19 protein-coding genes are annotated in these 24,812 nt (G+C 70.6%); 12 read left to right on the top strand and 7 right to left on the bottom strand.

Going from position 1 to position 24,812, the window contains the following annotated elements; all coding sequences use genetic code 11:
* The first annotated feature begins 18 nt into the window (after positions 1-18).
* From FHG54_RS01475 to FHG54_RS01435, 9 genes are all read left to right on the top strand, one after another.
* Positions 19-927 (top strand): TIM barrel protein, encoded by a 909-nt coding sequence (locus FHG54_RS01475; RefSeq protein ID WP_168197059.1) that lies wholly within the window; start codon positions 19-21, stop codon positions 925-927.
* Positions 924-2,108, top strand: a complete 1,185-nt coding sequence (locus tag FHG54_RS01470; protein ID WP_139415576.1) for a Gfo/Idh/MocA family protein — start codon at positions 924-926, stop codon at positions 2,106-2,108. The genes FHG54_RS01475 and FHG54_RS01470 overlap by 4 nt, the downstream gene beginning before the upstream one ends.
* Positions 2,109-2,228: 120 nt before the next feature.
* On the top strand, positions 2,229-3,638 hold the full coding sequence (locus FHG54_RS01465) for an extracellular solute-binding protein (RefSeq protein ID WP_139415575.1): 1,410 nt from the start codon (positions 2,229-2,231) through the stop codon (positions 3,636-3,638).
* A gap of 3 nt (positions 3,639-3,641) precedes the next feature.
* A complete protein-coding gene (locus FHG54_RS01460) occupies positions 3,642-4,574 on the top strand; it encodes a carbohydrate ABC transporter permease (protein WP_139415574.1) in 933 nt (310 codons plus the stop codon).
* On the top strand, positions 4,571-5,425 hold the full coding sequence (locus FHG54_RS01455) for a carbohydrate ABC transporter permease (protein ID WP_139415573.1): 855 nt from the start codon (positions 4,571-4,573) through the stop codon (positions 5,423-5,425). Before FHG54_RS01460 ends, FHG54_RS01455 begins: the two co-directional genes overlap by 4 nt.
* Complete coding sequence (locus FHG54_RS01450; RefSeq protein WP_139415572.1) at positions 5,425-6,498, top strand: ABC transporter ATP-binding protein; 1,074 nt, start codon at positions 5,425-5,427, stop codon at positions 6,496-6,498. The genes FHG54_RS01455 and FHG54_RS01450 overlap by 1 nt, the downstream gene beginning before the upstream one ends.
* 4 nt (positions 6,499-6,502) lie before the next feature.
* The gene (locus FHG54_RS01445; RefSeq protein WP_139415571.1) at positions 6,503-7,759 is read left to right on the top strand and encodes a CehA/McbA family metallohydrolase; all 1,257 of its coding nucleotides are present in this window, start codon (positions 6,503-6,505) and stop codon (positions 7,757-7,759) included.
* Positions 7,760-7,856: 97 nt separating this feature from the next.
* Positions 7,857-10,664: a glycoside hydrolase family 38 N-terminal domain-containing protein gene (locus FHG54_RS01440; RefSeq protein WP_139415570.1), complete on the top strand. Its 2,808-nt coding sequence runs from the start codon at positions 7,857-7,859 to the stop codon at positions 10,662-10,664.
* Positions 10,665-10,719: 55 nt separating this feature from the next.
* Positions 10,720-11,481: a GntR family transcriptional regulator gene (locus tag FHG54_RS01435; RefSeq protein ID WP_139415569.1), complete on the top strand. Its 762-nt coding sequence runs from the start codon at positions 10,720-10,722 to the stop codon at positions 11,479-11,481.
* 48 nt (positions 11,482-11,529) lie between these two features.
* On the opposite strand, the gene iolD is transcribed toward FHG54_RS01435, so the two are convergent.
* The 6 genes from iolD to FHG54_RS01405 all read right to left on the bottom strand — a co-directional run bounded on the left by iolD (position 11,530) and on the right by FHG54_RS01405 (position 20,177).
* Positions 11,530-13,413: a 3D-(3,5/4)-trihydroxycyclohexane-1,2-dione acylhydrolase (decyclizing) gene (gene iolD, locus FHG54_RS01430; RefSeq protein ID WP_139415568.1), complete on the bottom strand. Its 1,884-nt coding sequence runs from the start codon at positions 13,411-13,413 to the stop codon at positions 11,530-11,532.
* A 26-nt stretch (positions 13,414-13,439) separates the two neighbouring features.
* Positions 13,440-14,414, bottom strand: coding sequence for a 5-deoxy-glucuronate isomerase (gene iolB, locus FHG54_RS01425; protein WP_139415567.1), 975 nt, complete (start codon positions 14,412-14,414; stop codon positions 13,440-13,442).
* 14 nt (positions 14,415-14,428) lie between these two features.
* Complete coding sequence (locus FHG54_RS01420) at positions 14,429-15,343, bottom strand: Cgl0159 family (beta/alpha)8-fold protein (protein WP_139415566.1); 915 nt, start codon at positions 15,341-15,343, stop codon at positions 14,429-14,431.
* Positions 15,333-16,418, bottom strand: coding sequence for a 5-dehydro-2-deoxygluconokinase (iolC, locus tag FHG54_RS01415; RefSeq protein WP_139415565.1), 1,086 nt, complete (start codon positions 16,416-16,418; stop codon positions 15,333-15,335). The genes FHG54_RS01420 and iolC overlap by 11 nt, the downstream gene beginning before the upstream one ends.
* Before the next feature lie 147 nt (positions 16,419-16,565).
* Positions 16,566-17,885, bottom strand: a complete 1,320-nt coding sequence (locus tag FHG54_RS01410) for an FAD-binding oxidoreductase (RefSeq protein WP_139415564.1) — start codon at positions 17,883-17,885, stop codon at positions 16,566-16,568.
* A gap of 141 nt (positions 17,886-18,026) precedes the next feature.
* The gene (locus FHG54_RS01405; protein WP_139415563.1) at positions 18,027-20,177 is read right to left on the bottom strand and encodes a S9 family peptidase; all 2,151 of its coding nucleotides are present in this window, start codon (positions 20,175-20,177) and stop codon (positions 18,027-18,029) included.
* A 212-nt stretch (positions 20,178-20,389) separates the two neighbouring features.
* Here FHG54_RS01405 and efeU point away from each other — a divergent pair, with 212 nt between their 5' ends.
* Genes efeU through efeB form a run of 3 tightly spaced genes read left to right on the top strand, consistent with a single transcriptional unit; the run spans position 20,390 to position 23,927 of the window.
* On the top strand, positions 20,390-21,271 hold the full coding sequence (gene efeU / locus FHG54_RS01400; protein ID WP_139415562.1) for an iron uptake transporter permease EfeU: 882 nt from the start codon (positions 20,390-20,392) through the stop codon (positions 21,269-21,271).
* Positions 21,272-21,321: 50 nt separating this feature from the next.
* Complete coding sequence (gene efeO / locus FHG54_RS01395) at positions 21,322-22,527, top strand: iron uptake system protein EfeO (RefSeq protein ID WP_139415561.1); 1,206 nt, start codon at positions 21,322-21,324, stop codon at positions 22,525-22,527.
* Complete coding sequence (gene efeB, locus FHG54_RS01390) at positions 22,527-23,927, top strand: iron uptake transporter deferrochelatase/peroxidase subunit (protein WP_139415560.1); 1,401 nt, start codon at positions 22,527-22,529, stop codon at positions 23,925-23,927. Before efeO ends, efeB begins: the two co-directional genes overlap by 1 nt.
* 33 nt (positions 23,928-23,960) lie before the next feature.
* On the opposite strand, the gene FHG54_RS01385 is transcribed toward efeB, so the two are convergent.
* The gene (locus FHG54_RS01385; RefSeq protein WP_139415559.1) at positions 23,961-24,446 is read right to left on the bottom strand and encodes a LysM peptidoglycan-binding domain-containing protein; all 486 of its coding nucleotides are present in this window, start codon (positions 24,444-24,446) and stop codon (positions 23,961-23,963) included.
* Positions 24,447-24,812 lie beyond the last annotated feature (366 nt).

Raw genomic sequence — 24,812 nt, 5'->3', positions numbered from 1 at the left:
CGGTTGAGAGGACTCTCGGTGATCCGAACTGCGAACGCGCCGGTCAGCTACGGCGTCTTCGAGCTTTCCCGCCCCGATGTCGTGCCGCTGCCCGATGGGGAGCAGCTCGCGACGTGGATCGCCGAAGCCGGCTACGAGGGCGTCGACCTCGGCCCCGTCGGCCTGTTCGGTGATCGGCACGACCTGCCCCTGCTGCTCGAGCGCCACGGTCTCGCACTCGCCGGCGGCTGGGCCGATCTGCCGTTCGCCGGCTCCGACGAGGAGTTCGAGCGCGCCTTCACCGCCCTCGCGCCGACGCTCGAGCTGTTCGCCGCCGCGGCAGCCGTGGCCCCCGATCGCGCGCCGAAGCCGACGCTCGCCGACTCGGGTTCGCCAGAGCGCAAGGCGCGCCCCGGCGGCGCACCCGAACTCGAGCTCGATGACTCCCGCTGGGCGATCTTCACCGCCCGAGTGGAGCGTGCCGCCGAGCTCACGCGCGCGGCCGGCCTCGAGCCCACCTTCCACCACCACGCGAGCACCTACATCGAGACGCCGCGCGAGATCGACCGGTTCCTCGCCGACACCGACGTCGACCTGACCTTCGACACCGGGCACCTGATCGTCGGCGGCGGCGACCCGGTCACCGACTTTCCGCGCTGGGCCGATCGCATCAATCACGTGCACCTGAAGGACGCCGACCGTTCGGTGCTCGCAGCGGCCGCGGGTTCGGCCGACCCGATGCGCGACATCTGGCAGCGGCGCGTGTTCGTCGCACTCGGCGACGGCGACCTCGAGGTCGATCGCATCGTCGACACGATCGTCGGGTCGGGGTACGACGGCTGGATCGTGGTCGAGCAGGATGTGATCCTGCAGGACGCCGCCGACGTCGCACGGGCGCGCGCCGACCAGGTCGCGAACCGCGAGCGCCTGCGGCGGTGGTTCGCATGACGGGCTTCGACGCGCCGGTGCGCATCGCCGTGATCGGCCTCGGCGCGATCAGCCAGAGCGTGCACCTCCCGCTCATCCGGCGCAACGGCCACCTGATGCAACTCGTCGCGGTGGTCGACCTCTCGGCCGCACGGGCACGCGAGACCGCCGAGGCGTCCGGCGCCGGCGTCGCGGCCTTCACCTCGGTCGAAGCGCTCATCGACGCCGTCGGCGCCGGCACGCTTCGCGTCGACGGCGCGATCCTCGCGACCGCAGGCTCGCATGCGCCGGATGTCGGGCGGCTCGTCGACGCCGGCATCCGGGTGCTCGCCGAGAAGCCGCTCGCGTTCTCGCTCGGCGAGATCGACGCGCTCCGCGAGCTCGCCGCTCGTCGAGGCATCGAGCTCGCCGACTGGGTGCGAGTGGGATACATGAAAGAGCACGATCCGGCGTCGAACGCGGCCAGGGCGCTGCTCGCCGAGGTCGACGTACGCGCCGTGAGCGTCGAGGTGCTGCACCCGGCCGACGGTGCTCAGCTCGCCTTCGCGAACCTCTCGGACCCGCCGAGTGATGTGCCGCCCGAGCTGCTGGCGAACCTCGTCGCCGCCACCGACGCGACCGTCGCTGCAGCCATCGGCCCCGCCGCCGATCCGCTTCCGAAGCTCTACACGAACGTGGTGCTCGGCTCGATCGTGCACGACACGGGGCTGCTTCGGCACCTCGTGGGCGGCGTCGGCACCGTCGACCGCGCCCGCCACTCGGGACCGGAGTTCCCGGGTTCGCTCAGCCTCGGCGGCGTCCTGGCCGAGCGCACCGACGTGCCGTGGTCGATCGACTGGCACTTCATCCCGCGCTACCCCGAGTATCGCGAGACCGTCACCTTCCACCACGAGACGGGCACGATCGCCCTCTCCTTCGCGGTGCCCTACGTGCTCAACGCCCCCACCGTGCTCACCGTCGTCGAGAACGCCGAACCCCTCGGGGCGCGACGTTCGGAGACGCGATGGATGCAGGAGGAGGCATTCGAGCAGGAGCTCCGGTCGTTCGCGGCACTCGCCGCGGGGCATCCGGAGCCCGGCCCGTCGGTCGCAGAGGGGGCCGCCGACATCGTCGTCGGCCAGCGGATGCTTCGCACCCTCGCCGACTCGATCGGCCACCCGCTGTCGTCAGCGGCGGAAGCCGCAGACGACCGGCGGTTCTGAACACCACCGCACCACCGCACCTTGCACCGCCACCGCACCACGAGCACCACGAGCACCACCGCACCACCAGCAACATCTCGCCGACGCGAAGCTCGGCGGGCGAATCGAGAGAGGACGAAGATGATCAACCACGGCAATCGCAGGATCCTGGCGGCGCTCGCCGTCGCGACCGCAGGTGCGCTCGTCTTCGCCGGTTGCTCCGGCGAGGCACCAGAGGCATCAGAGGACACCGGCCCGGTGACCCTCACCATCACGGCGAACTCGATCGCCGGCGGCAAGAACGCGGCCGAGGCCGACTGGATCGCGGACTGGGTCATTCCCGAGTTCGAGGCCGCGATGGAGGAGGACGGCAAGGACGTCACCGTCGAGTTCGAGCCGCAGGGCGTCGACGACGAGAACTACAAGACCAAGATCGCGCTCGACCTGCAGTCGGGTGAGGGCGCCGACATCATCGGCATGGACGGCATCTGGGTCGGCGAGTTCGCCGAGGCCGGCTACATCAAGCCGCTCGCCGAGGTCGGCGGCGACGCCGTCGACGCCTGGGAGGGTTGGGAGCAGATTCCCGAGGCCGTGCAGTCGGCGGTCTCGTTCGACGACGAACGCTACGGGGTGCCGCAGGGAGCCGACGGCCGGGTGCTCTACTTCAACAAGGATCTCTTCGAGCAGGCCGGCCTCGACGCCGACTGGCAGCCCGAGAGCTGGGAGGACGTGCTCGATGCCGCACGCGAGCTGAAGCAGCTCGACGGCGTCACGCCGATCCAGCTGAACGCCGGCACCGCCATGGGCGAGGCGACCACGATGCAGGGGCTGCTGCCGATGCTCGTCGGCACGGGCGAGCAGGTCTACGAAGACGACAAGTGGGTCGGCGACACCGACGGGCTGAACGACGCGCTCGACCTCTACAAGACGATCTACGTCGACGAGGGCCTCGGCGACGCCGTGCTGCAGCAGGAGGCGGCCGGTCGCGACACCTCGTTCCAGCTGTTCGCGGCGAACCAGATCGGCATCCTTCTCGAGGGCGACTACTTCTGGCGCAGCGTCATCAACCCCGAAGAGGGAGTCGGCACCGCGCCGATGGCGAACCGCGACGATGTCGTCGGCTACACGAAGATCCCCGCGATGGAGCCCGGTTCCGGCATCAACGGCCAGGACTTCGTGTCGATGTCGGGTGGCACCGGCCGCGTGCTGAACCCGAACAGCGAGCACCCGGAACTCGCGTGGGAGCTGCTCGCCTTCATGAACTCGGCCGACGCCTACAAGGCGCGGAACGAGGGCACCGTCGCGATCACGCCGCGCACCGACGTGAACGACGAGATGCTCGCCGGCGACCCGATGCTCACGTACGTGAGCGAAGAGGTGCTGCCGATCACCGCCTACCGCCCGCCGCTCGCCGCCTACCCGCAGGTGTCGACCGCGCTGCAGCAGGCGACGCTCGACGTGGTCTCGGGCGTGAGCGTCGCCGATGCGGCGAGCACGTACGCCGACGCCGTGAAGGACATCGTCGGAGACGACGCGGTCTCGGGCGGCTAAGCAATGACGACCAGCACCACGACGCCGGCGGGGAGCGCGATCGCTCCCCGCCGGCGGCGGGCCGACGATGTCGCCGGCCTCGGCACCGCCCGGGCCGGCATCTTCGTCGCACCGGCTCTGATCCTGATCGGCATCTTCCTGCTGTTCCCGGCGGTGTGGACGATCTGGCTCGGCATGACCGACTACCGGCTGACCGGCCTGCAGGCGGCATCGCCCGAGTTCGTCGGGCTCGACAACTACGCCGAGGCGCTCACCGACCCGTCGTTCTGGAACTCCCTCTGGCTCACGCTCATCTTCGTGCTCTTCTCGGGCATCATCGGCCAGACCCTCATCGGGTTCGGGCTCGCCTGGGCGGTGCGAAACATCCACGGGTGGGTGAAGGGGCTCATCGAGGGCCTCGTGCTCGCGGCGTGGGTCATCCCGGCATCCGTCGCCTCCTTCCTGTGGCTCGCGCTGCTCGACCGTCGATCGGGCACGGTCAACGGCCTGCTCGGCACCGAGGGCACCGCGTGGCTGATCGACCACCCGATGGAGTCGATCATCATCTTCAACATCTGGGTCGGCACCGCCTTCTCGATGCAGCTGTTCTCCTCGGCGCTCAGCGCAGTGCCGCCCTCGCAGATCGAGAGCGCCAAGATGGTCGGCGCCTCGGGGTGGCAGCAGCTCCGCGACGTGATCGTGCCCAACATCAAGGGGCACATCCTCACGAACACGCTGCTCATCACGCTGTGGACGTTCAACACCTTCACGCCGTACCTCGTCACGGCGGGCGGCCCGAACGGCAAGACCGAGATCCTCTCGGTCTACATCTACGAGACGGCGATCCCCGGTGGCCAGCTCGGGCTCGGCGCCGCGATCTCGCTCATCATGCTGCTCATCAACCTCGTCATCGCGCTCGGCTACGTGCGCGTGTCGAAGGGAAGGAAGAAGCGATGACCGCAATCCCCCAGAAGGTCGCCGCGAATGCGACCGTGCGGCACTTCCTCGCCCGGGTCGCCTTCGCGATCGTCATGACGATCGTCGGGCTGCTCTTCGCCCTGCCCATGGTGTGGCTCGTGCTCGCGCCGTTCGACGCGACCCCGTCGCTCTCGCTGTCGTGGCCCGACTGGACCCTCGACAACTTCGCGCGACTCGCCGAGAACCCGTACGCACTGCGCTCGATCGGCAACTCGCTGCTGCTCGGCATCGGCACCATGGTCATCGTCGTCGTGCTCGGCGCGCTTGCCGCCTATGCGATGAGCCGCATCCGCATTCCGGGCCGCGACGGCATCCTCTACGGGCTGCTGCTGCTCTCCTCGATCGTGACGGGCACCGCGGCCATGGTGCCCACGTACCAGATCATCACGCAGCTCGGGCTCATCAACTCCTACGTCGGTGTGCTGCTCGTGCTGGCGGGCGGCATCCTGCCGACCGTGATCTTCATCCTGAAGGACTTCATGGACTCGATCCCGAAGTCGTACGAGGAGTCGGCGCGCCTCTACGGCGCGGGCCCCTTCCGCATCCTCCGCGATGTCGTGGCGCCGATCGCACGGCCCGGCCTGGCCTTCATCTCGATCTGGACGATCGTGCAGGTGTGGGGCAACTTCCTCGTGCCGTTCATCCTGCTGCGCAGCCCCGACCTGCAGCCGGCGGCGGTGCTCATGTACACCTTCTACACCGAGAGCGGGCAGGCCGACCTCCGGCTCATCTCGACCTTCGCGCTGCTGTTCTCGGCGCCCGTGCTCATCATCTATTTCATCGTGAACCGTCGCTACGGTTTCCGCTTCCATGGAGGTATCAAGTCCTGATGGCCGGCATCAACGCCACTCAACTCGTCAAGGAGTACCCCGGAGGCGTCCGCGGCGTCGACGAGATCGACGTCGAGATCCACGACGGCGAGTTCTTCGCACTGCTCGGGCCCTCGGGCTGCGGCAAGACCACCCTGCTGCGTTCGATCGCGGGCCTCGAGGCGATCACCGCGGGTTCGCTCGTGATCGGCGACCGTGACGTCACGAACGCCGAACCCGGGGTGCGCGGGGTCGCGATGGTCTTCCAGGACTACGCGCTCTTCCCGCACATGGACGTGGGCGACAACATCGCCTACCCGCTGCGCATCAAGCACGTGAGGCGCGACGAGCGGCGTGCGACGGCCGAGAAGGTCGGCGACGACCTCTCGCTGCAGGGCCTCATCGAGCGGCGTCCGGGCCAGCTCTCCGGCGGGCAGCAGCAGCGCGTGGCACTCGCCCGCGCGGTCGCCACTCGGCCCGAGGTGCTGCTGCTCGACGAACCGCTGTCGAATCTCGACGCCCGGCTCCGCCTCGAGGCGCGCACCTTCCTCAAGGAACTCCAGCGCGACCTCGGCGTCACCACGGTGTTCGTCACGCACGATCAGGCCGAGGCGCTCGCCCTCGCCGATCGCATCGCGGTCATGAAGTCGGGCAAGCTCCAGCAGATCGGCACGCCGCGCGAAGTGTTCCAACGCCCGAACAACACCTTCGTCGCGGGGTTCATCGGCTCCAACCCGATGAACCTCGTTCCGGCGACGATCGCGGGCGGCGCGATCCCGGTCGGCGAGGCGTCGGTGCCGGTGCCGGCCGGTGCCGAAGGGCACGTGCACGACGGGCAGGCGGTCATCTGGGGCATCCGGCCCGAGTACCTGCGCTGGGTCTCGGTCGCCGAGCCCGGCGGAATCCCGGCAGAGGTGAGCGTCGTCGAGAACCTCGGCGCCAGTGTGCTCATCGCGGTGAACGCGGGCGGGCACAAGTTCCAGGTCGTCGTGCCCGAAGACCAGGAGCCCGCTCCCGGCGATCGCGGGTGGATCGTGCCGCAGGGCGCCAAGACCCTGCTCTTCGACGCAGAGTCGACGCAGCGCATAGGGTGACGCGATGACGACGATCCGCCGCACCGTTCCCGTCACCGTCGACACGCAGAACGAGCACCGCTTTCTCGAGGTGCCCTTCGACGTGCCGCCGGGCACCGACTCGCTCGAGGTCGTGATCCGCTTCGACGGTGCGAACGCGGGCATCGACCTCGGCTGCGAGGGGGCGGGCGGGTGGCGCGGCTGGTCGGGCGGCGCCCGAACCGAGTTCCTCATCCACCCGGCCGACGCCACACCGGGGTACCTGCCGGGCGCGCCCGAGGCGGGGCAGTGGAACGTCGTGCTCGGCCTCCACCGCGTTCCCTCCGAGGGCGTTGCGGTCGAGGTCGAGATCACCATGCCCGCCTCGCGAGCGGTGCCGCCGGTTCCGGATGCCGCGCCCGCGACGCGAACCGTTCGCGGCAGCGACCGCGGGCTTCCGGCCGAACCGGGCCTCACGTGGTTCGCCGGTGACTTCCACGGCCACACGATCCACTCCGACGGGCGCCTGCCGATCGGCGGTCTCGCCGCACTCGGCGTGGCCTCGGGCCTCGACTTCATGGCGGTCACCGACCACAACACGGTCAGCCACCACGCGCACCTGGCCGGCGAGGGCGCCGAGCACGGCATCACCCTGATTCCCGGCCAGGAGGTCACGACCCACCGTGGCCACGCGAACGCGTTCGGCGACATCGGCTGGATCGACTTCCGCGAGCCGGCGCAGCACTGGGTCGACGAGGTCGAGCGGCGCGGCGGCATCCTGAGCATCAATCACCCGATCTCGGGCGACTGCTCGTGGCTGCACCGGCTCGAACGCCGGCCCGCCGCCGTCGAACTCTGGCATGCGAGCTGGTACCTCGAACTCATCTCGACCGCGCCGTTCGCGTGGTTCCGCAAGTGGCCCGAGGGGGCGACACTGCTCGGCGGCAGCGATACGCACCTGCTCGAGGAGCCGCAGCGGCCGGGCACGCCGACGACCTGGGTCGCGGCGACGGATGCCTCGGCCGAGGCGATCCTCGAGGGGGTGCGCGCCGGGCGCACGGCGATCACCGGCAGCGGCAGCTTCGACGGCACGGTGCTCACGCCAGAGCTCATGAGCGCCCCGGCGCTCGTGCGCCTCGGCGATGAGGTCGTCGCGGTCGACGCCGAGGGCCTCATCCTCGTCGACGGCTTCGGCCGGCGCCGCTCGGTGCGTTCGGCGCGCGAGGAATTCGCGGCCGATCCCGCCGACGGGCCGTTCCACCTGGTGCTCGCCGACCGCAGGATCATGGCGCTCTGCGCGTAGCGCGCACGACCCGACGCACCTGACGCACCTGAACACGTGAACACCTGAACACGTGAACACCTGAACCCCGCACGACCGAACACCGCTTGGAGTGACCATGGATGCCCCCGACGAACTCGTGATCGTGCCGCACACGCACTGGGATCGCGAGTGGTACGAGCCGCACGACGTGTTCCGGCTGCGTCTCGTGCACATGGTCGACCGCCTGCTCGGCACGCTCGAGGAGCACCCCGGATACCGCTTCACCCTCGACGGCCAGGCGGCCGCGATCGACGACTACCTCGAGATCAGGCCCGAGCAGCGCGAGCGCGTCGTCGCCGCGATCGATCGCGGACAGCTCGCGATCGGGCCGTTCCTGATCCTGCTCGACGAGTTCCTCTGCGACGGCGAGACGATCGTGCGCAACCTCGAACTCGGCCTTCGTTCGAGTCGCAGGCTCGGGCCGGAGATGCGGGTCGGCTACCTCCCCGACATGTTCGGTCACGCCGCCCAGATGCCGCAGCTGCTGCGCGGCTTCGGCCTCCGAGACGCGGCGCTCTGGCGCGGCGTGCCCGCCCGCATCGACCGCCATGCCTTCGCCTGGGTCGCACCCGACGGCTCGACGGTGCGCACCGAGTACCTGCTCGACGGCTACGGCAACGCCCTCGACCTCTTCGCGCTGCCCGGCCGGCTCGGCGCCCTGGCGGCCGAGTACGGCCGGTCGATCGCGAGCTGGTACGGGTCCGACCCGATTCTCGGCATGCTCGGCACCGACCACAGCGCCCCGCCCGCCGACCTCATGCCGCTCGTCGACGCCGCGAATGCCTCTGGCGGCGCCGTTGCGCTCGCCGTCGACACCATCGAGGGGTACGTACGCCGGGTCGCACCCGCCTGGGCTGCGGGCGACGACGACGCGCTGGCCGCCCTTCCCGTCGTCGACGGCGAGCTGCGTTCGCATGCGCGCGGCAACCTGCTGCCGGGCGTCTTCTCGATTCGCACGAACCTCAAGCAGGCGATGACCGACGCCGAACGCCGGCTCTCCACCGCCGAACGCCTCGACGCCGCGTTCGGCGTCGACGATCACCGTGCGTTCTTCGACGAGGCCTGGTACCGGCTCGTCGAGAGCACGGCGCACGATTCCGTCACCGGATGCGGCGTCGACGCGACCGCCGTCGAGGTCGAGAGCCGGCTCGCCACTGCGGGCCATGTCGCGCGCGGCGTGATCCTGCGCACGATGGAGCAGCTCGCGGCATCCGTCACGCCCGACCGTCACGTCGTGGTGAACCCGACGGGCTTCGCGCGACGGGCGCACGTCGAGATCCGCCTGCACGACCCGGAGCGGCTGGAACTCGGCGACGGGGTGCAGTTGCTCGAGGCACTGCCCGAGGTGCTCGGTGACGAGCAGCTCACGACGGCCGAACTGCCCAAGCTGCTGAACCGCATCCACGGCCGCGAGCTCTTCGGCCAGCTGATCAACGCGTGGCGATTCACCGATGACGGGCTGCGCTTCGAGGTGGCCGAGGCGCCCCACGGCGACTTCGATCTGGCGGAGTTCACCGACGAGCTCGAGCGCCGCATCGCCTCGGATGCCTCGGGCGAACGCACCTGGCGCGTCGAGATCATCGCCGACCCGCGCCGGCGAGCCGTGGTCGGCATCGACGTCGGCGGCATCGGGGTCGCGAGCCTCGACCCGTCGACGGCACGGGCGACGGATGACCCGGTGACCGTGTCGGCCCGCTCGCTCGCCAACCGGCAGCTCGCCGTGAGCGTCGACGAGCGCGGTGCCGTGCGCATCGAGGCCGCCGACGGCACGGTGCTCACCGACGTGCTGCGGCTCGTCGACGAGGGCGATCGGGGCGATTCCTACAACTACGGGCCCGTCGACCCGGCCTCGGCGGTCACCGAGCCGACCTCGGTCGAGGTGACGGTGCTCGAGTCCGGCCCGATCCGGGGCCGACTCCTGGTGCGCCGGAGCTACGTCGTGCCCGCGGGCGTCGACCCGATCGATCGCAACCGGCGCTCCGAGGCATCCGTCGACCTCGTCGTCGACACCGTGCTCGAGCTGCGTGAGGGCGAGCCGCTGCTTCGGGTGCGCATGCACTTCGTGAACGCCGCCGCCGACCACCGGCTGCGGGTGCTGGTGCCCGCGGGCGCCGCCGCGCTGCCGGGCTCGTCGGCCGCGGGGCAGTATGCCGTCACTGAGCGCGGTCGGGCCGGCGAGGGCGGACCGGTCGGCGAGTTTCCGCTGCCCACGTACCCCGTCGCCCGATTCGTGCACGCCGGGCAGGCGAGCCTCATCGTCACGAAGCACTCCGAATACGAGATCGTCGAAGACCCGCAATCGGGTGTCGACGCCATCGCGCTCACGCTCGTGCGCGCCGTCGGCATGATGAGCGTCAACGTGCACCCGCTGCGTGACGAGCCGGCCGGCGCCGAGTTCGCCGTGCCCGGCGCGCAGTACCTCGGCACCGCCGTCGCGACCGAGTTCGCGATCCTGCCGTCGGCCGCCGGATGGGCCGAGTCGGGCGCTGCACGCTGGGCCGAGCTCGTGCGAGTCGAACCCGAGGCGGCACGCGGCACGCGCGGCGGCCCGGTCGTCGTCGGCGGGGTCGCCGGCGCAGGCGGAGCGGCCGAGGCATCCGAGCTGCCCGCCGAGCCGTTCGTCGAAGTGGCGGGTGATGTCGTGCTCGAGTCGCTCCGCACGACGACGGATGCAGCGGGCAGCCCGGCTTTCGAGGCCCGGTTCGTGAACTACCGGCCCGAGCCGCAAGTGCTCGGCGCCGCGGCATCCGGCGTGTGGGACCGAACCGACCTGACCGGTGCGGTCGTCGAACCCGCGGTCGATCTCGGAACGTACCGCATCGGCGGAAGCCGCATCGAGACGTTCCGGCAGCGGATCGGCGACACGCCCCCCGTTCTCGGGTGACGCCGACGAGCGTTCGACCCTCTACTGTCAGAACAACCGGACAACTGGAGAAACCATGGCGCAGTCGGAGCAACGGCTCCCCGTCGAGCTCTTCCTCGATCTCGATCGATCGGGCCCCGTGCCCCTCTACTACCAGATCGCGAGTCGACTCGAAGGGGCGATCCTCGACCAGACGCTGCCTGCGGGCGCGCGGCTCGAGAACGAGGTCGCGCTCGCGTCGAGGCTCGGCCTGTCGCGCCCCACGATCCGCCGCGCCATCCAGGACCTCGTCGACAAGGGCCTGCTCGTGCGCCGCCGCGGCATCGGCACGCAGGTCGTGCACGGCAAGGTGACGCGCAACGTCGAACTCACGAGCCTGTACGAAGACCTCGAGCGCTCGGGGCAGAAGCCCGAGACCCGCGTGCTCTCGGTCGACGTGGTTCGGGCCGATGCCGCGGCGGTGGAGGCGCTCGGGGTCGCCGCCGGCAGTCCGGTGCTCCACGTGCAGCGACTGCGCAGCGCCGACGGCGTGCCGCTCGCGATTCTCGACAACGTGCTGCCCGAGCAGTTCATCGACCTCGACCGAGAAGCGCTCGGCAAGCACGGGCTCTACCAGCTGCTCCGCGCCCGAGGCGTGACCATGCGGGTCGCGAAGCAGCGCATCGGGGCCCGTGCGGCGACATCGCGCGAGGCCGAGCTGCTCGATCTCGCGCGCGCGGCGCCGGTGCTCACGATGGCCCGCACCGCGTTCGACAACTCGGGCATCGGCGTCGAGTTCGGGCGGCACTGCTACCGGCCCGATCGCTACTCGTTCGAGGTCACGCTCGTCGATCGGTGATCGGTGATCGGTGATCGGTGGTCGCTGATCGGTGGTCGGTGATCGGTCTCAGCCGAGCAGCGGGCGCTGCGCCTGCCTGGCCTCCTCGTACTCCGCGCGGGCCTGCTGCACGCTCGGCGTCGCGGAGGTCTCGGCGACGGGGACATCCCACCATCCACCGCCGTCGGGCCCGGCGAGCAACGGGTCGCTCTCGACGTGGATGAGCGTCGAGGTCGGCGATGCCTTCGCTGTCGCCATGGCGCGGCCGAGGTCGGCGATGGCCTCGGGGCCCGGTGCGATCTCGATGACGTCGATCCCGTAGCTGCGCGCGTTCGCGGCAAGGTCGACGGGCAACGGCTCGGGGCCCTGGAAGTTGCGGGCCGTCTCGTCGTACCGGCGATACCGCGTGCCGAAGCGCTGGCCGCCGACCGATTCCGAGAGGTTGCCGATCGAGGCGTAGCCATGGTTCTGCACGAGCACAACGATGAGCTTGCGGCCTTCGGCGACCGCGGTCACGAGTTCCGTGTGCAGCATGAGGTACGAGCCGTCGCCGACCATGACGATGACATCCCGATCGGGTGCGGCACGGCGTACGCCGAGGCCGCCCGCGATCTCGTAGCCCATGCACGAGAATGCGTACTCGACGTGGTAGCCGAGCGGGTCGCGCACCCGCCAGAGCCGCTGCAGGTCGCCCGGCAGCGACCCGGCGGCCTGCACGACGACATCTCGCGGCTCGCTCGCCGCCTGCACGGCGCCGATGATCTCGGCCTGCGCGGGCCGGTCGCGACCCGAGGGCACGAACGAGGCGTCGACGACGTCGTTCCACACGCGCCGCTCAGCGGCGACGAGTTCCGACATCGCCGCCGGCACGCGGTATCCGGCGAGCTCGACCTCGAGCGCTTCGAGCGCGGTGCGGGCGTCGGCGATGACGGGCAGCGCGGTGCCGTGCTTGTATGCGTCGAACGGGGCGACGTTGATGTTCACGAACGCGACATCCGGGTGCTGGAAGGCACTTCGGCTCGCCGTGGTGAAATCGCTGTACCGGGTGCCGATGCCGATGACGACATCCGCCTCGGCAGCGAGCCGATTCGCAGCCGTCGTGCCGGTGGCGCCGATGCCGCCGAGTGCGGCGGGGTGATCCCAGGGGATGCTTCCGCCGCCGGCCTGGGTGGTGCCGACGGGGATGCCCGTGGCCTCCACGAGTCGCCGCAGCACGTCTTCGGCGCCGGAGTAGATCACGCCGCCGCCCGCGACGATGATCGGCGAGCGTGCCTCGCGAATGGCGGCGACCGCACGGGCGAGCGGCGCGGGCTCGGGCACCGGTCGACGCACGTGCCACTCCCGGTCGGCGAGGAACGCGAGCGGCACGTCGAGTGCCTCGGCCTGCACGTCTTCGGGCAGGGCGATCGTGACGGCACCGGTCTCGGCGGGGTCGGTGAGCACGCGCATGGCCCCGAGTGCGATCGAGAAGAGCTGCTCGGGCCGCTCGACGCGGTCGAAGAAGCGCGACAGCGGGCGGAACGCGTCGGTGACCTGCACACCCGGATCGTGCGGCAGCTCGAGCTGCTGCAGTACGGGGTCGGCGACCCGGGTCGCGAACGTGTCGCTCGGCAGCAGCAGGGCGGGCAGCCGGTTGCTCGTCGCGAGGGCCGCGCCGGTCAGCATGTTGGCTGCGCCGGGGCCGACCGAGGCGGTGCTCGCGAAGGTCGCGCGGCGCCGCCGCATGCGGGCGAATCCCACCGACTGGTGCACCATCGCCTGTTCGTTGCGAGCCTGGTAGTAGGGCATGAGGTCGGGCGCCGAGGCGTTGGACTCCATGAGCGCCTGCCCGAGTCCGGCCACGTTGCCGTGGCCGAAGATGCCGAACATGCCCGGGATGGTGCGTTCGCGATGGTCGCCGTCGACGGTCCACTGGTGGGCGAGGAACTCGACGAGTGCCTGCCCGACGGTCATGCGCCTCGTCGGCGGAATGCTCCGGCTCACGGGCGGGCTCCCTTCGCGGCGCGGACGTACGGCAGTCGGTCGTCAGGCGGTTCGCGTTCCCAGGACTCCCGCACCCACTCGTGCGCGGGCTCGTCGGTGATGCGCCAGACGCGCTCGCCCGGCCCGGCCATGACGTTCAGGTAGTAGAGGTCGTGGGACGGAGGGGCGACGGCCGGGCCGTGGAACCCGCCGGGAACGAGGGCGACGTCGCCGCTGCGCACGCGCTCATCGAGCTCGATCTCGGTCGCCGACGACGCGGCCGCGCTGAAGAGGCCGTACGGCGCCGCACCGCCGGGGGCCCGGGGTGCACCTGGTGAGGCCTCGAGTTCGAAGTAGTAGATCTCTTCGAGCTGCGACTCGCGGCCGGGCAGTTCTTCATCGTGCTTGTGCGGCGGGTAGCTCGACCAGTTGCCTGCGGGGGTGATCACCTCGCACACGATGAGCCGCTCGGCGTCGAGCACCGCGGGCGTGCCGAGGTCGTGCACCTGCCGGCTCGCGCGGCCCCGCCCGCGGAGCTCGACGGTCACCTCGTCGCGAGCGATGTGGCGCAGCGGATGCCGCGTGGTCGCGGGGGCCTCGGCGACCGCGACGCATCCCGCGCCGCTGAGCGCGGCGCGGGTGCCCGGCGGCAGGTAGAGGCAGTCGGTCGGGCCGTCGAACGGCGAGGCGCGCCCCTCGAGTTCGACCTCGTGCAGCGCGCCGTCTTCGGTGACCGCGCGCACGAAGCATCCGCCCGCGAGCGGCACGACGAGACGTTCGATCTCAGCTGCGCCGAGCTCGAGTTCGGTTGTGCCGGGTTCGGCGGTGCCGGGTTCGCCGGTTCGGAAGTCGACCGTTCGGAGCCCCGTGTGCTGCCAGCCGTCGAGGGATGCGTCGACCACGATGTTCCAGCCGTCGCGGGCGAGGCTCGCTCGAGGGTGGAACCACGTCGCGTGCCGTCTGGGCCGGAGTGCGGACTTCTGCTCCGTCACGGGTGCTCCTTCGGTCAGGTCGGGCCGGCGTGCACGAGTGCCGCCGCGGTGTCGACGGCTCGTGCAACGTCGCCGTCGGGAGGGTAGACGAGCGTGCGTCCGACCACGAGCCCGCGCACGCCGGGCAGCGCGAGGGCACGCTGCCAGCTCGCGTACGTGGCCTCGGGGTCGCCGCTGCGCTCGCCGCCGAGCAGGAGCGTCGGGAGGGTCGTGGCCGCCATCACTCGTTCCATCTCGTCGACGACGGGAAGTTTCAGCCACGTGTAGGCCGAACTCGTGCCGAGTCCCGAGGCGATCGCGACGGAAGTGGCGACCGCGTCGGCAGAGAGGTTGTTGACGACGCCGGCAGGGCCGTGCTCGCTCATGAACGGCTCGAGCATGATCGGCACGCCCGCCGCGGCCGCGGCGGTGACGGCGGCGGAGCAGGCCTCGATCGTCGCGATGGAACCGGCGTCGTGCAGATTGATGCGCAACAGGACCTTGGCGAAGTCGAGGCGGTCGCGCACGATTCCGTCGATGTCGTAGCCGGTGAACCGGTCGTCCATCTCGAAGCTCGATCCGCGCAGCCCGCCTCGGTTCATCGAGCCGGCCACGACCTTGCCGTCGAGGGCGCCGAGCAGCGCGAGGTCGTCGATGATGTCGGGAGTCGCGAGCACGCCGTCGACGCCGGGGCGGCTGAGCGCCAGGGCGAGGCGGTCGAGCAGATCGTATCGATCGGCCATCGCCATCGGATCGTCGCCGATGCCGAGTGCGCCCCGGGCCGGGTGGTCGGCAGCGATGATGAAGAGGCGGCCGTTGTCGCCGAGCACCGGCCGTCGCGTGCGCGTGGCGTGCAGTTCGGCGATGGAAGCCGGGTCGCTGGCCCGCCGGTCGCGAAGCCGGGCGAACCGCTCGTCGTCGAGGTATCGCCGGGTGGTCTCAGAATGCATTGCCGTCTCCTTCGCGCGTCGGCTCGGGGGCACCAGCGGTCACCCGTTCGTGATCGCTCGGGTCGCCGCCGACGTCACCGGCGCCGCCGCCGTCGCCGAGACCGCCGAAGTCGCCGAGGCCGCGTTCGCGGGCGAGCAGGGCCACCTCGGCACTCGTCGGCATCGCCGTCGAGCATTCCCTGCGTGAGGCGACGATCGCGCCAGCGACGTTCGCGAAGGCGATGATGCGCTCGAGCGGCCAGCCGGAGGCGAGGCCGTGGCAGAATGCGCCGCCGAAGCCGTCGCCGGCGCCGAGGCCGTTGACGACCTGCACGGGAACGGCGGGCAGCTCGACGGTCTCATCGCGCGTCTTCGCGAGCACGCCGACCGGGCCGCGCTTGACGACGGCGAGCTCGATGCCGCGGTCGAGCAGTGCATCCGCCGCCCGATACGGATCGCGTTCGCCGACGGCCACTTCGCACTCCTCGAGGTTGCCGACGGCGACGGTGACCGAGTCGAGGGCAGCGGAGACTTCGCGCCGCGCCTCATCGACCGAGCGCCAGAACGTGGGCCGGTAGTCGAGGTCGAGCACCGTGCCGGGGCGCCGTCCGCGCGCGGCCCAAGCGGCGTGGTGTGCACCGCGGCTCGGCTCCTCGCTGAGGCCGGTGGCCGTCGACCAGTAGATCCCGGCGGATCGGATGTCGCCGAGCGGCAGGCTCTCGACCGTGATCTCGAGATCGGGGGCCTTGGGCTCTCGGTAGAACGTGATCGGGAAGTCGTCGGGCGGAAAGATCTCGCAGAAGGTGAGCGGCGTCTGAAGCTCGGGCTCAGTGCCCACGAATCGCGCATCGACCCCGAACCCGCCGAGCTCCCGCCTGATGTACCGGCCGAAGGCGTCATCGCCCGTTCGCGTGATGACCGCGGCGCGGCGACCGTGGCGGGCGGCGGCGATCGCCACATTGGTGGCGCTGCCGCCGACGGACTTGGTGAACGTCTCGACGTCTTCGAGATGCACGCCGTCGCGCGTCGGGTAGAGGTCGATGCCGACGCGTCCGATGGTGATGACGTCGAATGGCGATGAGGTCGTGATGGTCATACTGCGATGTACAACTTTCTGCCGGAGCCGCGGGCGATCGCCCTCAGTTTACACAGAATGTCCTGACAAAGTAGTGCCACGCATGAACGAGCGGATGCCGCGTGGCGTGCGCCGCGGCATCCGCTCGGCTGATTCAGCCCGGCGGGCTCAGCTCGTCGGCGTGATGTTGTGGCCCAGGCGGAACACGTTGCCGGGGTCGAGCTGCGCCTTGACCCGGCGCAGGCGCTCGAGCGTGGCCGGCGGGTACATCGCCGCGGTGACCTCGTCGCCGTACGTGGTCGCGAAGTTGCCGTAGACGCCGCTCGTGAATGCGAGAGCCGCATCGCTGCCGGCCTGCACGACCGCGACGTGCTCGTCGGTCGCGTCGGTGGGCACCACGCCGTTGACGATGAGGAGCGTCTCGGCATCGCGGAAGGCGACCGCCGTCGCGTCGGGTGCGACCCGCGAGAACGCGCCGCCGAGAGCCCGGAGCAGCACCATCGTGGGCACGTCGCGGGCGTAGGCCGCGGCGACGGCATCGAGCGCGGCATCGGTGAGGTCGGGCACGAAGCCGTTGCCGCCGACGAACCGGAACGGTGGTCGCCCGGGCGGCGCGTCTTCGAGCAGCTCGCCGTAGGTGCTCGGCGCGATCGAGACCTCGGCGACCGACGCCAGTGCGAGCACCGGCGCGAGCAATTCTCGGAGCTGCGCCTCGTCACCCAGCAGCGCCGCCGCGAGTTGCGGGCCCCCGGGCATCTCGGGCCCCATCGGGGGCATCAGGATGAGCGAGGAGTTCAACTCCTCGGGGCCGGCTCGCATCACGTCGCGCCAGGCGCGCAGCACCGCGGGCACGTCGGACCGGTCGAAGTTCACGTGCGCGCTGACGAGATCGCCAACGGGCGAGGCCTGGAAGACGAACCGCGTGGCCACGCCGAAGTTGCCGCCGCCGCCCCGCAGCGCCCAGAACAGCTCGGGATGCGTGGTGTCGTTCACGGTCAGCACCTCACCGCTCGCGGTGACGAGTTCGACCTCGCGGAGCGCGTCGATGGCGAGGCCCTGCCCGCGTACGAGCCAGCCGATGCCGCCGCCGAGGGCGAGACCGCCCACGCCGACGTCGCGGGTGTCGCCGGAGCTGATGCCCAGCCCATGCGGTGCGAGGGCCGCTGCGACATCGCCCCAGTGGGCGCCGCCGCCGACGGAGACGAGTCCGCCCACGCCGACCTCGATCGAGGTGAACTCGGCGAGATCGATGATGAGCCCGTCGTCGACGGGGAGGAGGCCGTGTCCGCCGCTCCGCACGGCGATCGGGATGCCGGCGGCGGCGGCGAGACCGACCGCGGCCGCGACCTCCTGAGTGGTGTGCGGCCGCACGACCGCGTCGGGTTCGCCGACGCCGGCGAAGACGGTGCGGCCGGCGTCGTACTCGGTTGCGCCGGGACCATGGGCCCGGCCTGGAAGTTGCTCGCTCAGTTCAGAGAGAAGAGACATTTCTGCAGTCTGGCAGCGGCGTGCGACATCCGGAACGATGCTCGCTCACCGCTGAATCGGTGCGTTCGCATGCATCCTGTGCGCAAGAACTTTGCAATCATCCATGGGTGAGCGGATGTCGCGACATCCGCACGCCGTCGTTCACTCGCCGCTCGGGTGCGCCCCTGCCGCGTCGATGACCCAGGCGTAGGCGAAGGCGCGCTCGCGCCAGGCCGCGTACCGGCCCGAGACCCCGCCGTGCCCGGCCGCCATCTCGATCTTCAGCAGCGGGTCGGCCCCGACCTCCCGAAGGCGAGCGACCCACTTCGCCGGTTCGACGTAGAGCACGCGGGTGTCGTTCAGCGACGTCACGGCCAAGATGGGCGGGTAGTGCCGCCCCCCGTGGGCACCGTCGTGCACGTTCTCGATGGGGGAGTACGACTTCATGTAGTGGTACACCTCCTCGTCGTCCAGAGGGTTGCCCCACTCGTCCCATTCGATGACGGTGAGCGGCAGCGACGGGTCGAGGATCGAGGTCAGCGGGTCGACGAACGGCACCTCGGCGAGGAAGCCCGAGAAGTGCTTCGACGCGAGGTTCGCGACGGCGCCGATGAGCAGGCCGCCGGCGCTGCCGCCCTGGGCGACGAGCCGGTCGGGCGCCGTGATGTCTTCGTCGATGAGGTGCCGGGCGACGGCCGCGAAGTCGGTGAAGGTGTTGCGCTTCTCGAGCTTCTTGCCGTGCTCGTACCAGGGGCGGCCCATCTCACCGCCGCCGCGCACGTGGGCCACGGCGAAGATCATGCCGCGGTCGAGCAGCGACAGGCGCGGAATGCCGAATCCCGGGTCGATCGAGTGCTCGTACGAGCCGTATCCGTAGAGCAGCGCCGGCGCCGGGGTGCCGAGGTCGACGAGATCGTGCCGGTAGACGAGCGAGATCGGCACGCGCGTGCCGTCGTCGGCCGTCGCCCATTCGCGGCGCTGCGAGTAGCGGGTCGCGTCGAAGTCGCCGAGCACGGGCTGGCGCTTGCGCAGCCGGCGTTCGCCGGTCGCGACGACGACGTCGTACACGGTCGAGGGGGTCACGAAGCTCGTGTATCCGATGCGCAGCGTCGGCTGCGCCCAGTCGGGGTTGCCCGACAGGCCGACCGAGAAGAGCTCTTCGTCGAAGCCGAGTTCGTGCAGGGTGTCGTCGGGAGTGGCGTCGGCAGGGAGGCCGGCGACCGGCACCTTCGCGACGGCGACTCGCGGCAGGCCCTCGCGGCGGTACTCGACCGCGACGAAGTCGCGGAACGCGTCGACGCCCTCGAGTCGTATGGCGGGGTCGTGCGGCAGCAGCACGCGCCGCGGCCCCCGCGGGTCGGATGCCGCGACGCTCACGAGCTCGAAGTTCACGGCCTCGTCGTTGTGCACGATCAGCAGCCGGTCCCTGCCGCCGGCGACGACGTGTTCGACGTCGTACTCGACCCCGTCCTTCCTCGGCCAGACCACTGTGAACGAACCCGTCGGCTCGGCGGCGTCGAGCAGCCACGTCTCGCTCGTGACGTTGGAGCCCGCCTCGATGACGAGGAACCTGCGGCTGCGCGTCACGCCGACGCCGAGCCAGAAGCGCTCGTCGGGTTCGGTGAAGACCGAGACGTCGTCGGATGCCGCGGTGCCGACCTCGTGCCGCCAGATCGTGTCGGGCCGCCACGACTCGTCGACCGTCGCGTAGAAGACGTAGCGCCCGCTCGGGTCGAACGTCGCGCCGCTCGAGGTGCCCTCGATGACGTCGTCGTACTCGCGGCCCGAGCCGTCGAGCGATCTCAGCCGGATCGTGTACCGCTCGTCGCCCTCGAGGTCCGTCGCGTAGAGCAGCGTCGACCCGTCTGCGGTGACGTCGAAACTGCCGAGCGAGTAGAAGTCGTGCCCCTCGGCTTCGGCGTTGTCGTCGAGCAGCACCTGCTCTCCCGGCAGGGGCGCGCCGGAGTCATCCGTCACCGGGGGGTCCCAGTCGTCGGGGCCGGCGGCGGCCACGCGGCAGTGGATGCCGTACTCGCGGCCCTCGACCGTGCGGGTGTAGTACCACCAGTCGCCCTCGCGGGTCGGCACGCTGAGGTCGGTCTCCTTCGTGCGGGTCGTGATCTCGTCGAAGATCTGCTCCTGCAGGATCGCGAGGTGCTCGGTCGCCGCCTTCGTGTACGCGTTCTCCTCATGCAGGTGGGCGAGCACCTCGGGGTCGTCCTTGTCGCGCAGCCAGTCGTAGTCGTCGATGACGACATCGCCATGATGCACGCGTTCGACGGGTCGCTTGTCGGTCTTCGGCGGAGTCAGCACGATCCAACGCTACGCCTCCCTCTCCCCGACCCATCCGCTCTTTTCAGGAGAATTTCGGCCGGAAGCGCCAGGCGGCGGCGAATTCTCCTGAGAACGCGGCGTCTCGAGGAGGAGGTTCCTGAAAAGGGTGGAATGTGACGGTCGTGAGCTGCGGGGTCGAGAGAGTTAGGTTAGCCTTAGCTCAATCCACCCGTTCGTGCCAGGAGACGCCCGTGCTCGCCAACTACCTGATCGGCCTTCGTGAAGGCCTCGAAGCAGGGCTCATCGTCGGCATCCTCGTCGCCTACCTCGGCAAGCTCGGCCGCCGCGACCTCTTCGGCCGGCTCTGGTTCGGCATCGGCATCGCGATCGCCGTCTCGCTCGGCGTCGGCGCACTGCTCACCTGGGGCCCGTACGCGATGACCTTCCAGGCGCAGGAGGTGCTCGGCGGCGTGCTCTCCCTCGTCGCCGTCGCACTCGTGACGTGGATGATCTTCTGGATGGGCACCCACGGCGCCGGCCTCTCGAAGGAGCTGCGGGGCCAGGTGGATGCCGCGGTCGACCGATCGTGGTTCGCCATCGTGCTGCTCGGCGCCCTCGCCGTCGGCCGCGAAGGCATCGAGACCGCCCTCTTCGTCTGGGCCAACGTGTCGGGTGGCAGCGACCCCGTGCTCGGCACGATCGGCGCGCTGCTCGGCATCGTCACCGCGATCGTCATCTCGTGGGGCATCTCGCGCGGGCTCGTGCGCATCAATCTCTCGGTGTTCTTCACCTGGACCGGGCTCTTCCTCATCCTCGTGGCGGCTGGCGTGCTCGTGTACGGCATCGGCGACCTGCAGGAGGCCTCGGTCATCCCTGGCTGGGGCACGCACGCGTTCAGCCTCGTCGAGGTCGTGCCACCCGGCAGCTGGTACGCCACACTCCTCGCCGGCATCTTCAACTTCACCCCCGAGCCCACCTGGGCGCAGGTCATCGGGTGGGTGCTCTACGTCGCCGTCACGACGACGCTCTACCTCGGCATGCTGCACCGCCGTCGACGGCCGTCGGCTGCGCCGGCCCCCGTCGCAGCCTCAGACCCTGCTGCGCCGGCCCCCGCGTCGGCGGCGGCGAACTGACCGCCACCGATCGCCCCACGTCTCACCACCCCTCGAATCCAGGAGCACTCATGACCCGACGCGCCCTCGCGACATCCGCTGCCGTGACCGCATTCGCGCTCGCCCTCACCGGCTGCGTTGCGAAAGCCGACCTCGCCTCGGCGATTTCGGTCGACATCACCGATGACGGATGCTCCGTGGCCGTCGCCACCGCGCCCGCGGGCGCCGTGACCTTCTCGCTCGCCAACAACGGCAGCGACGTGAACGAGTTCGAGATCCTCGCCGACGACCAGCTGCGCATCGTCGGCGAGAAGGAGAACGTCACGCCGGGCCAGGAGGTCGACTTCATCGCGCAGCTCGAGCCGGGCACGTACTACACGGCGTGCAAGTTCCAGCAGGTCGGCGCACCGATCGGGCTCGCCGAGTTCACGGTGACTGGCGAGGCCTCCGAGGTGTCGGCCGACGAGCAGGAGCTCACCGACCAGGCCGTCACCGAGTACCTCGCCTACGTGCGTTCGCAATCGGCCGAGCTGCTGCCGCTCGTCGAGGCCTTCGCCGCGGCGTACACTGCCGGCGACGACGAGACCGCTCGCGCGCTCTTCGCATCGACCCGTGTGCCCTACGAGCGCATCGAGCCCACCGCCGAGGCGTTCGGCGACCTCGACCCGAAGATCGACTTCCGCGAGGTCGACGCCGTTGCCGACGGCCTCGAGTGGACCGGCTTCCACCGCATCGAGAAGGACCTCTGGCCGCCGGCGGCCGGGGACCTCAACTCCGATGGGCAGGACGCGTTCCTCGACTGGGCGCCGTCGACCCCTGACGAGCGTCAGGCCTACGCCGACGGCCTCGTCGCGGATGTCACCGAGCTCCACGACCTCGTGACCGCCGACGACTTCACCGTCTCGCTCGACGCCATCTCGAACGGCGCGATCGCGCTGCTCGACGAAGTCGCCTCGGGCAAGATCACCGGTGAAGAGGACTGGTGGTCGGGCACCGACCTCTCGGACTTCGCAGCCAACGTGCAGGGCGCCGGCGTCGCGTTCGGCGCGGTGCGCGCGCTCGCCGAGTCGAAGGGCGACGAGGGCGCCGCGCTCGCCACCGAGATCGACGAGCAGTTCGCCGCCCTCGAGGCCGCCCTCGCCGCGTACGGCTCGCTCGAGTCGGGCTTCGTCGACTATGCGACCCTGACCGACGCCGACAAGAAGACGCTCAGCGACGAGGTCAACGCCCTCGCAGAGCCGCTCTCGCAGCTGACCGCGACGGTGCTCGGGGTCTGATGGACGAATCTCCCTCGACGGCCGGTGACGCGCAGGGCGTGTCGCCGGCCGAGGTGCACCCCGAGGCCGTTGCCGGGTTCGCAGCCGATCCCGCCGCGGCTTCCGCCGCGGCTTCCGCCTCGGCTTCGGCCTCGGCCTCGGGTGTCAGCCGTCGCCAGCTCTTCGGATTCCTCGGCGCGGGCGCGGCGGGCGCTGTCGTCGGTGCGGCAGCGGGGGCCGGTGTCGCGGTCGCCGCGACCAGCGGGGCGGATGCGCCGGGCGCCGCGGCATCCGTGTACCCGTTCTTCGGGGCGCATCAGGCCGGCATCGTGACCCCCGCGCAGGACCGTCTGCACTTCGCTGCCTTCGACGTCGCCGAGATGCTCGACCGCGACGGCCTGATCGCACTGCTCGAAGACTGGACGGACGCCGCGGCCCGCCTGACCCAGGGCCTCGAGGTCGCAGATGGCGGCGCCGTCGGCGGCTCCGACTACGCGCCGCCGGCCGACACGGGCGAGGCGCTCGGACTGCCTGCGAGCGGGCTGACGATCACGTTCGGGTTCGGCCCGGGCCTCTTCGCCGACGCGGCAGGCGCCGACCGCTTCGGCCTCGCCGCACGGCGACCCCCGTTGCTCGAGCCGTTGCCGCGGTTCCAGGGCGATGCACTCGTGCCCGAGATCTCGGGCGGCGATCTCTGCGTTCAGGCATGCGCCGACGATCCGCAGGTGGCCGTGCACGCGATCCGCAACCTCAGCCGCATCGCCTTCGGCCGCGCGAGCCTGCGCTGGTCGCAGCTCGGCTTCGGCCGCACCTCGTCGACCTCGACGACGCAGGCGACGCCCCGCAACCTCTTCGGCTTCAAGGACGGTACCGCGAACGTCAAGGCAGAGGAGACGGCGTCGGTCGACGAGCAGATCTGGGTCGGCGCGAGCGACGAGCCGGCATGGCTCGACGGCGGCTCCTATCTCGTGGCACGTCGCATCCGCATGATCATCGAGAACTGGGATCGCGTGCAGCTCGGCGAGCAGGAGATGCTCGTGGGGCGGTCGAAGGGAGAAGGCGCGCCGCTCTCGGGCGGCACCGAGTTCAGCGAACCCGACTTCGAGAAGACCGGCGCGACCGATGCCCCGCTCATCGACACCAACGCACACGTGCGACTCGCGCATCCGACCTCGAACAACGGCGCCCGTATGCTCCGCAGGGGATACAACTTCGTCGACGGCAACGACTCGCTCGGCCGGCTCGACGCGGGGCTCTTCTTCCTGTCGTTCCAGCGTTCGCCGCAGCAGTTCATCGACGTGCAGCGGAGCCTCGCGAGCGACGGCCTGAACGAGTATCTGAAGCACGTCGGTTCCGCGATCTTCGCGGTGCCGGGCGGCGTCGCCGAAGGCGAGTTCGTGGGGCAGGCGCTCTTCAGCTGACGCCGGGCGTCGCCGTGGTGGCCTGTTCGTGGGTCAGCCGGTCTTGGTCCAGTCGAGGTTGATGACGTCGCCGATGTAGACGTGCTCGCCGAAGTCGTGCACCTGCGGGTTCATGCGCAGCAATTGCTGCTGCGGCAGGTCGAAGCGCTGCGCGATGTCGAAGAAGCTGTCGCCCGAGACGACGACGTAGCTGACCGGCATGCCGGTGCCATCGAGGGCCGGGGAGCCGTTGGCCCCGTCGCGGGCGCCGAGGTCGACCGCCGGACCGGGTTCGTAGACGGGCGCCGGCGCGTTCGGCACGGGCTCGGGCGCCGGTGCCGGAGCCGGCTCCGCGGGAACAGGTGCCGGCGTGGTCGTCGGTGCGGGCTTCGGGGTTGCCGTCACGGTCGCGACGATCGTGACCGGTGGCGGAGCGGGAGCCGCGACGCATCCGCTCAGCAGCAGAACAGCGAAGGCCGCGAGCGTTCCGGCAGCGACGGGTGCGCCGTGCGTGCCGGTTCTGCCGACTGCTCGCCTCACCGGGTCTCCAACCGTAGGGGGTGGGCGCGCCGCCCTCGGCGCGCCGGTCGGTTCACCCTATCCGGCCGCACCGCCGGCGGTCGAGGCGACCTCGTTCGTCGTGACGAGCGCGCGCCCGCACCATCGGTGCTGACCCTTGCCGGTACGCCGACGCCGGGTTCGGTGGTCGCCCTGACGACGTCCTCGATCCAGGTCGGCAGGATTCATTGAGGATTCGTCAGATCCTTGCAGACATCAAGCATGAAGACAGAGTGAAGGGAGGTGCGCCATGTTCTCGATCCTGTTCCTCGCTGTGCTTGCGATGGGCGCCGTCGCGGCGATCTCCGCTGCGCTCGTGCAGTTCGGCCGCGACGGCTACCGCCGCAC

The organism is Agromyces laixinhei (assembly GCF_006337065.1).
GTDB lineage: Bacteria > Actinomycetota > Actinomycetes > Actinomycetales > Microbacteriaceae > Agromyces > Agromyces laixinhei.
Note: the sequence above shows the minus strand (reverse complement) of the source record. Positions and strands in the feature narration are given on the sequence as shown.

What these genes read in the sequence shown, in the direction of transcription:
- efeB (WP_139415560.1), top strand. Translation starts at nt 22,527, where the DNA reads ATGGACGAATCTCCCTCGACGGCCGGTGACGCGCAGGGCGTGTCGCCG.
- FHG54_RS01455 (WP_139415573.1), top strand. Translation starts at nt 4,571, where the DNA reads ATGACCGCAATCCCCCAGAAGGTCGCCGCGAATGCGACCGTGCGGCAC.
- iolC (WP_139415565.1), bottom strand. Translation starts at nt 16,418, where the DNA reads ATGACCATCACGACCTCATCGCCATTCGACGTCATCACCATCGGACGC.
- FHG54_RS01470 (WP_139415576.1), top strand. Translation starts at nt 924, where the DNA reads ATGACGGGCTTCGACGCGCCGGTGCGCATCGCCGTGATCGGCCTCGGC.
- efeO (WP_139415561.1), top strand. Translation starts at nt 21,322, where the DNA reads ATGACCCGACGCGCCCTCGCGACATCCGCTGCCGTGACCGCATTCGCG.
- FHG54_RS01465 (WP_139415575.1), top strand. Translation starts at nt 2,229, where the DNA reads ATGATCAACCACGGCAATCGCAGGATCCTGGCGGCGCTCGCCGTCGCG.
- FHG54_RS01420 (WP_139415566.1), bottom strand. Translation starts at nt 15,343, where the DNA reads ATGCATTCTGAGACCACCCGGCGATACCTCGACGACGAGCGGTTCGCC.
- FHG54_RS01440 (WP_139415570.1), top strand. Translation starts at nt 7,857, where the DNA reads ATGGATGCCCCCGACGAACTCGTGATCGTGCCGCACACGCACTGGGAT.
- FHG54_RS01435 (WP_139415569.1), top strand. Translation starts at nt 10,720, where the DNA reads ATGGCGCAGTCGGAGCAACGGCTCCCCGTCGAGCTCTTCCTCGATCTC.
- FHG54_RS01445 (WP_139415571.1), top strand. Translation starts at nt 6,503, where the DNA reads ATGACGACGATCCGCCGCACCGTTCCCGTCACCGTCGACACGCAGAAC.
- FHG54_RS01460 (WP_139415574.1), top strand. Translation starts at nt 3,642, where the DNA reads ATGACGACCAGCACCACGACGCCGGCGGGGAGCGCGATCGCTCCCCGC.
- iolD (WP_139415568.1), bottom strand. Translation starts at nt 13,413, where the DNA reads ATGACCGTCGGGCAGGCACTCGTCGAGTTCCTCGCCCACCAGTGGACC.
- FHG54_RS01450 (WP_139415572.1), top strand. Translation starts at nt 5,425, where the DNA reads ATGGCCGGCATCAACGCCACTCAACTCGTCAAGGAGTACCCCGGAGGC.
- FHG54_RS01410 (WP_139415564.1), bottom strand. Translation starts at nt 17,885, where the DNA reads ATGTCTCTTCTCTCTGAACTGAGCGAGCAACTTCCAGGCCGGGCCCAT.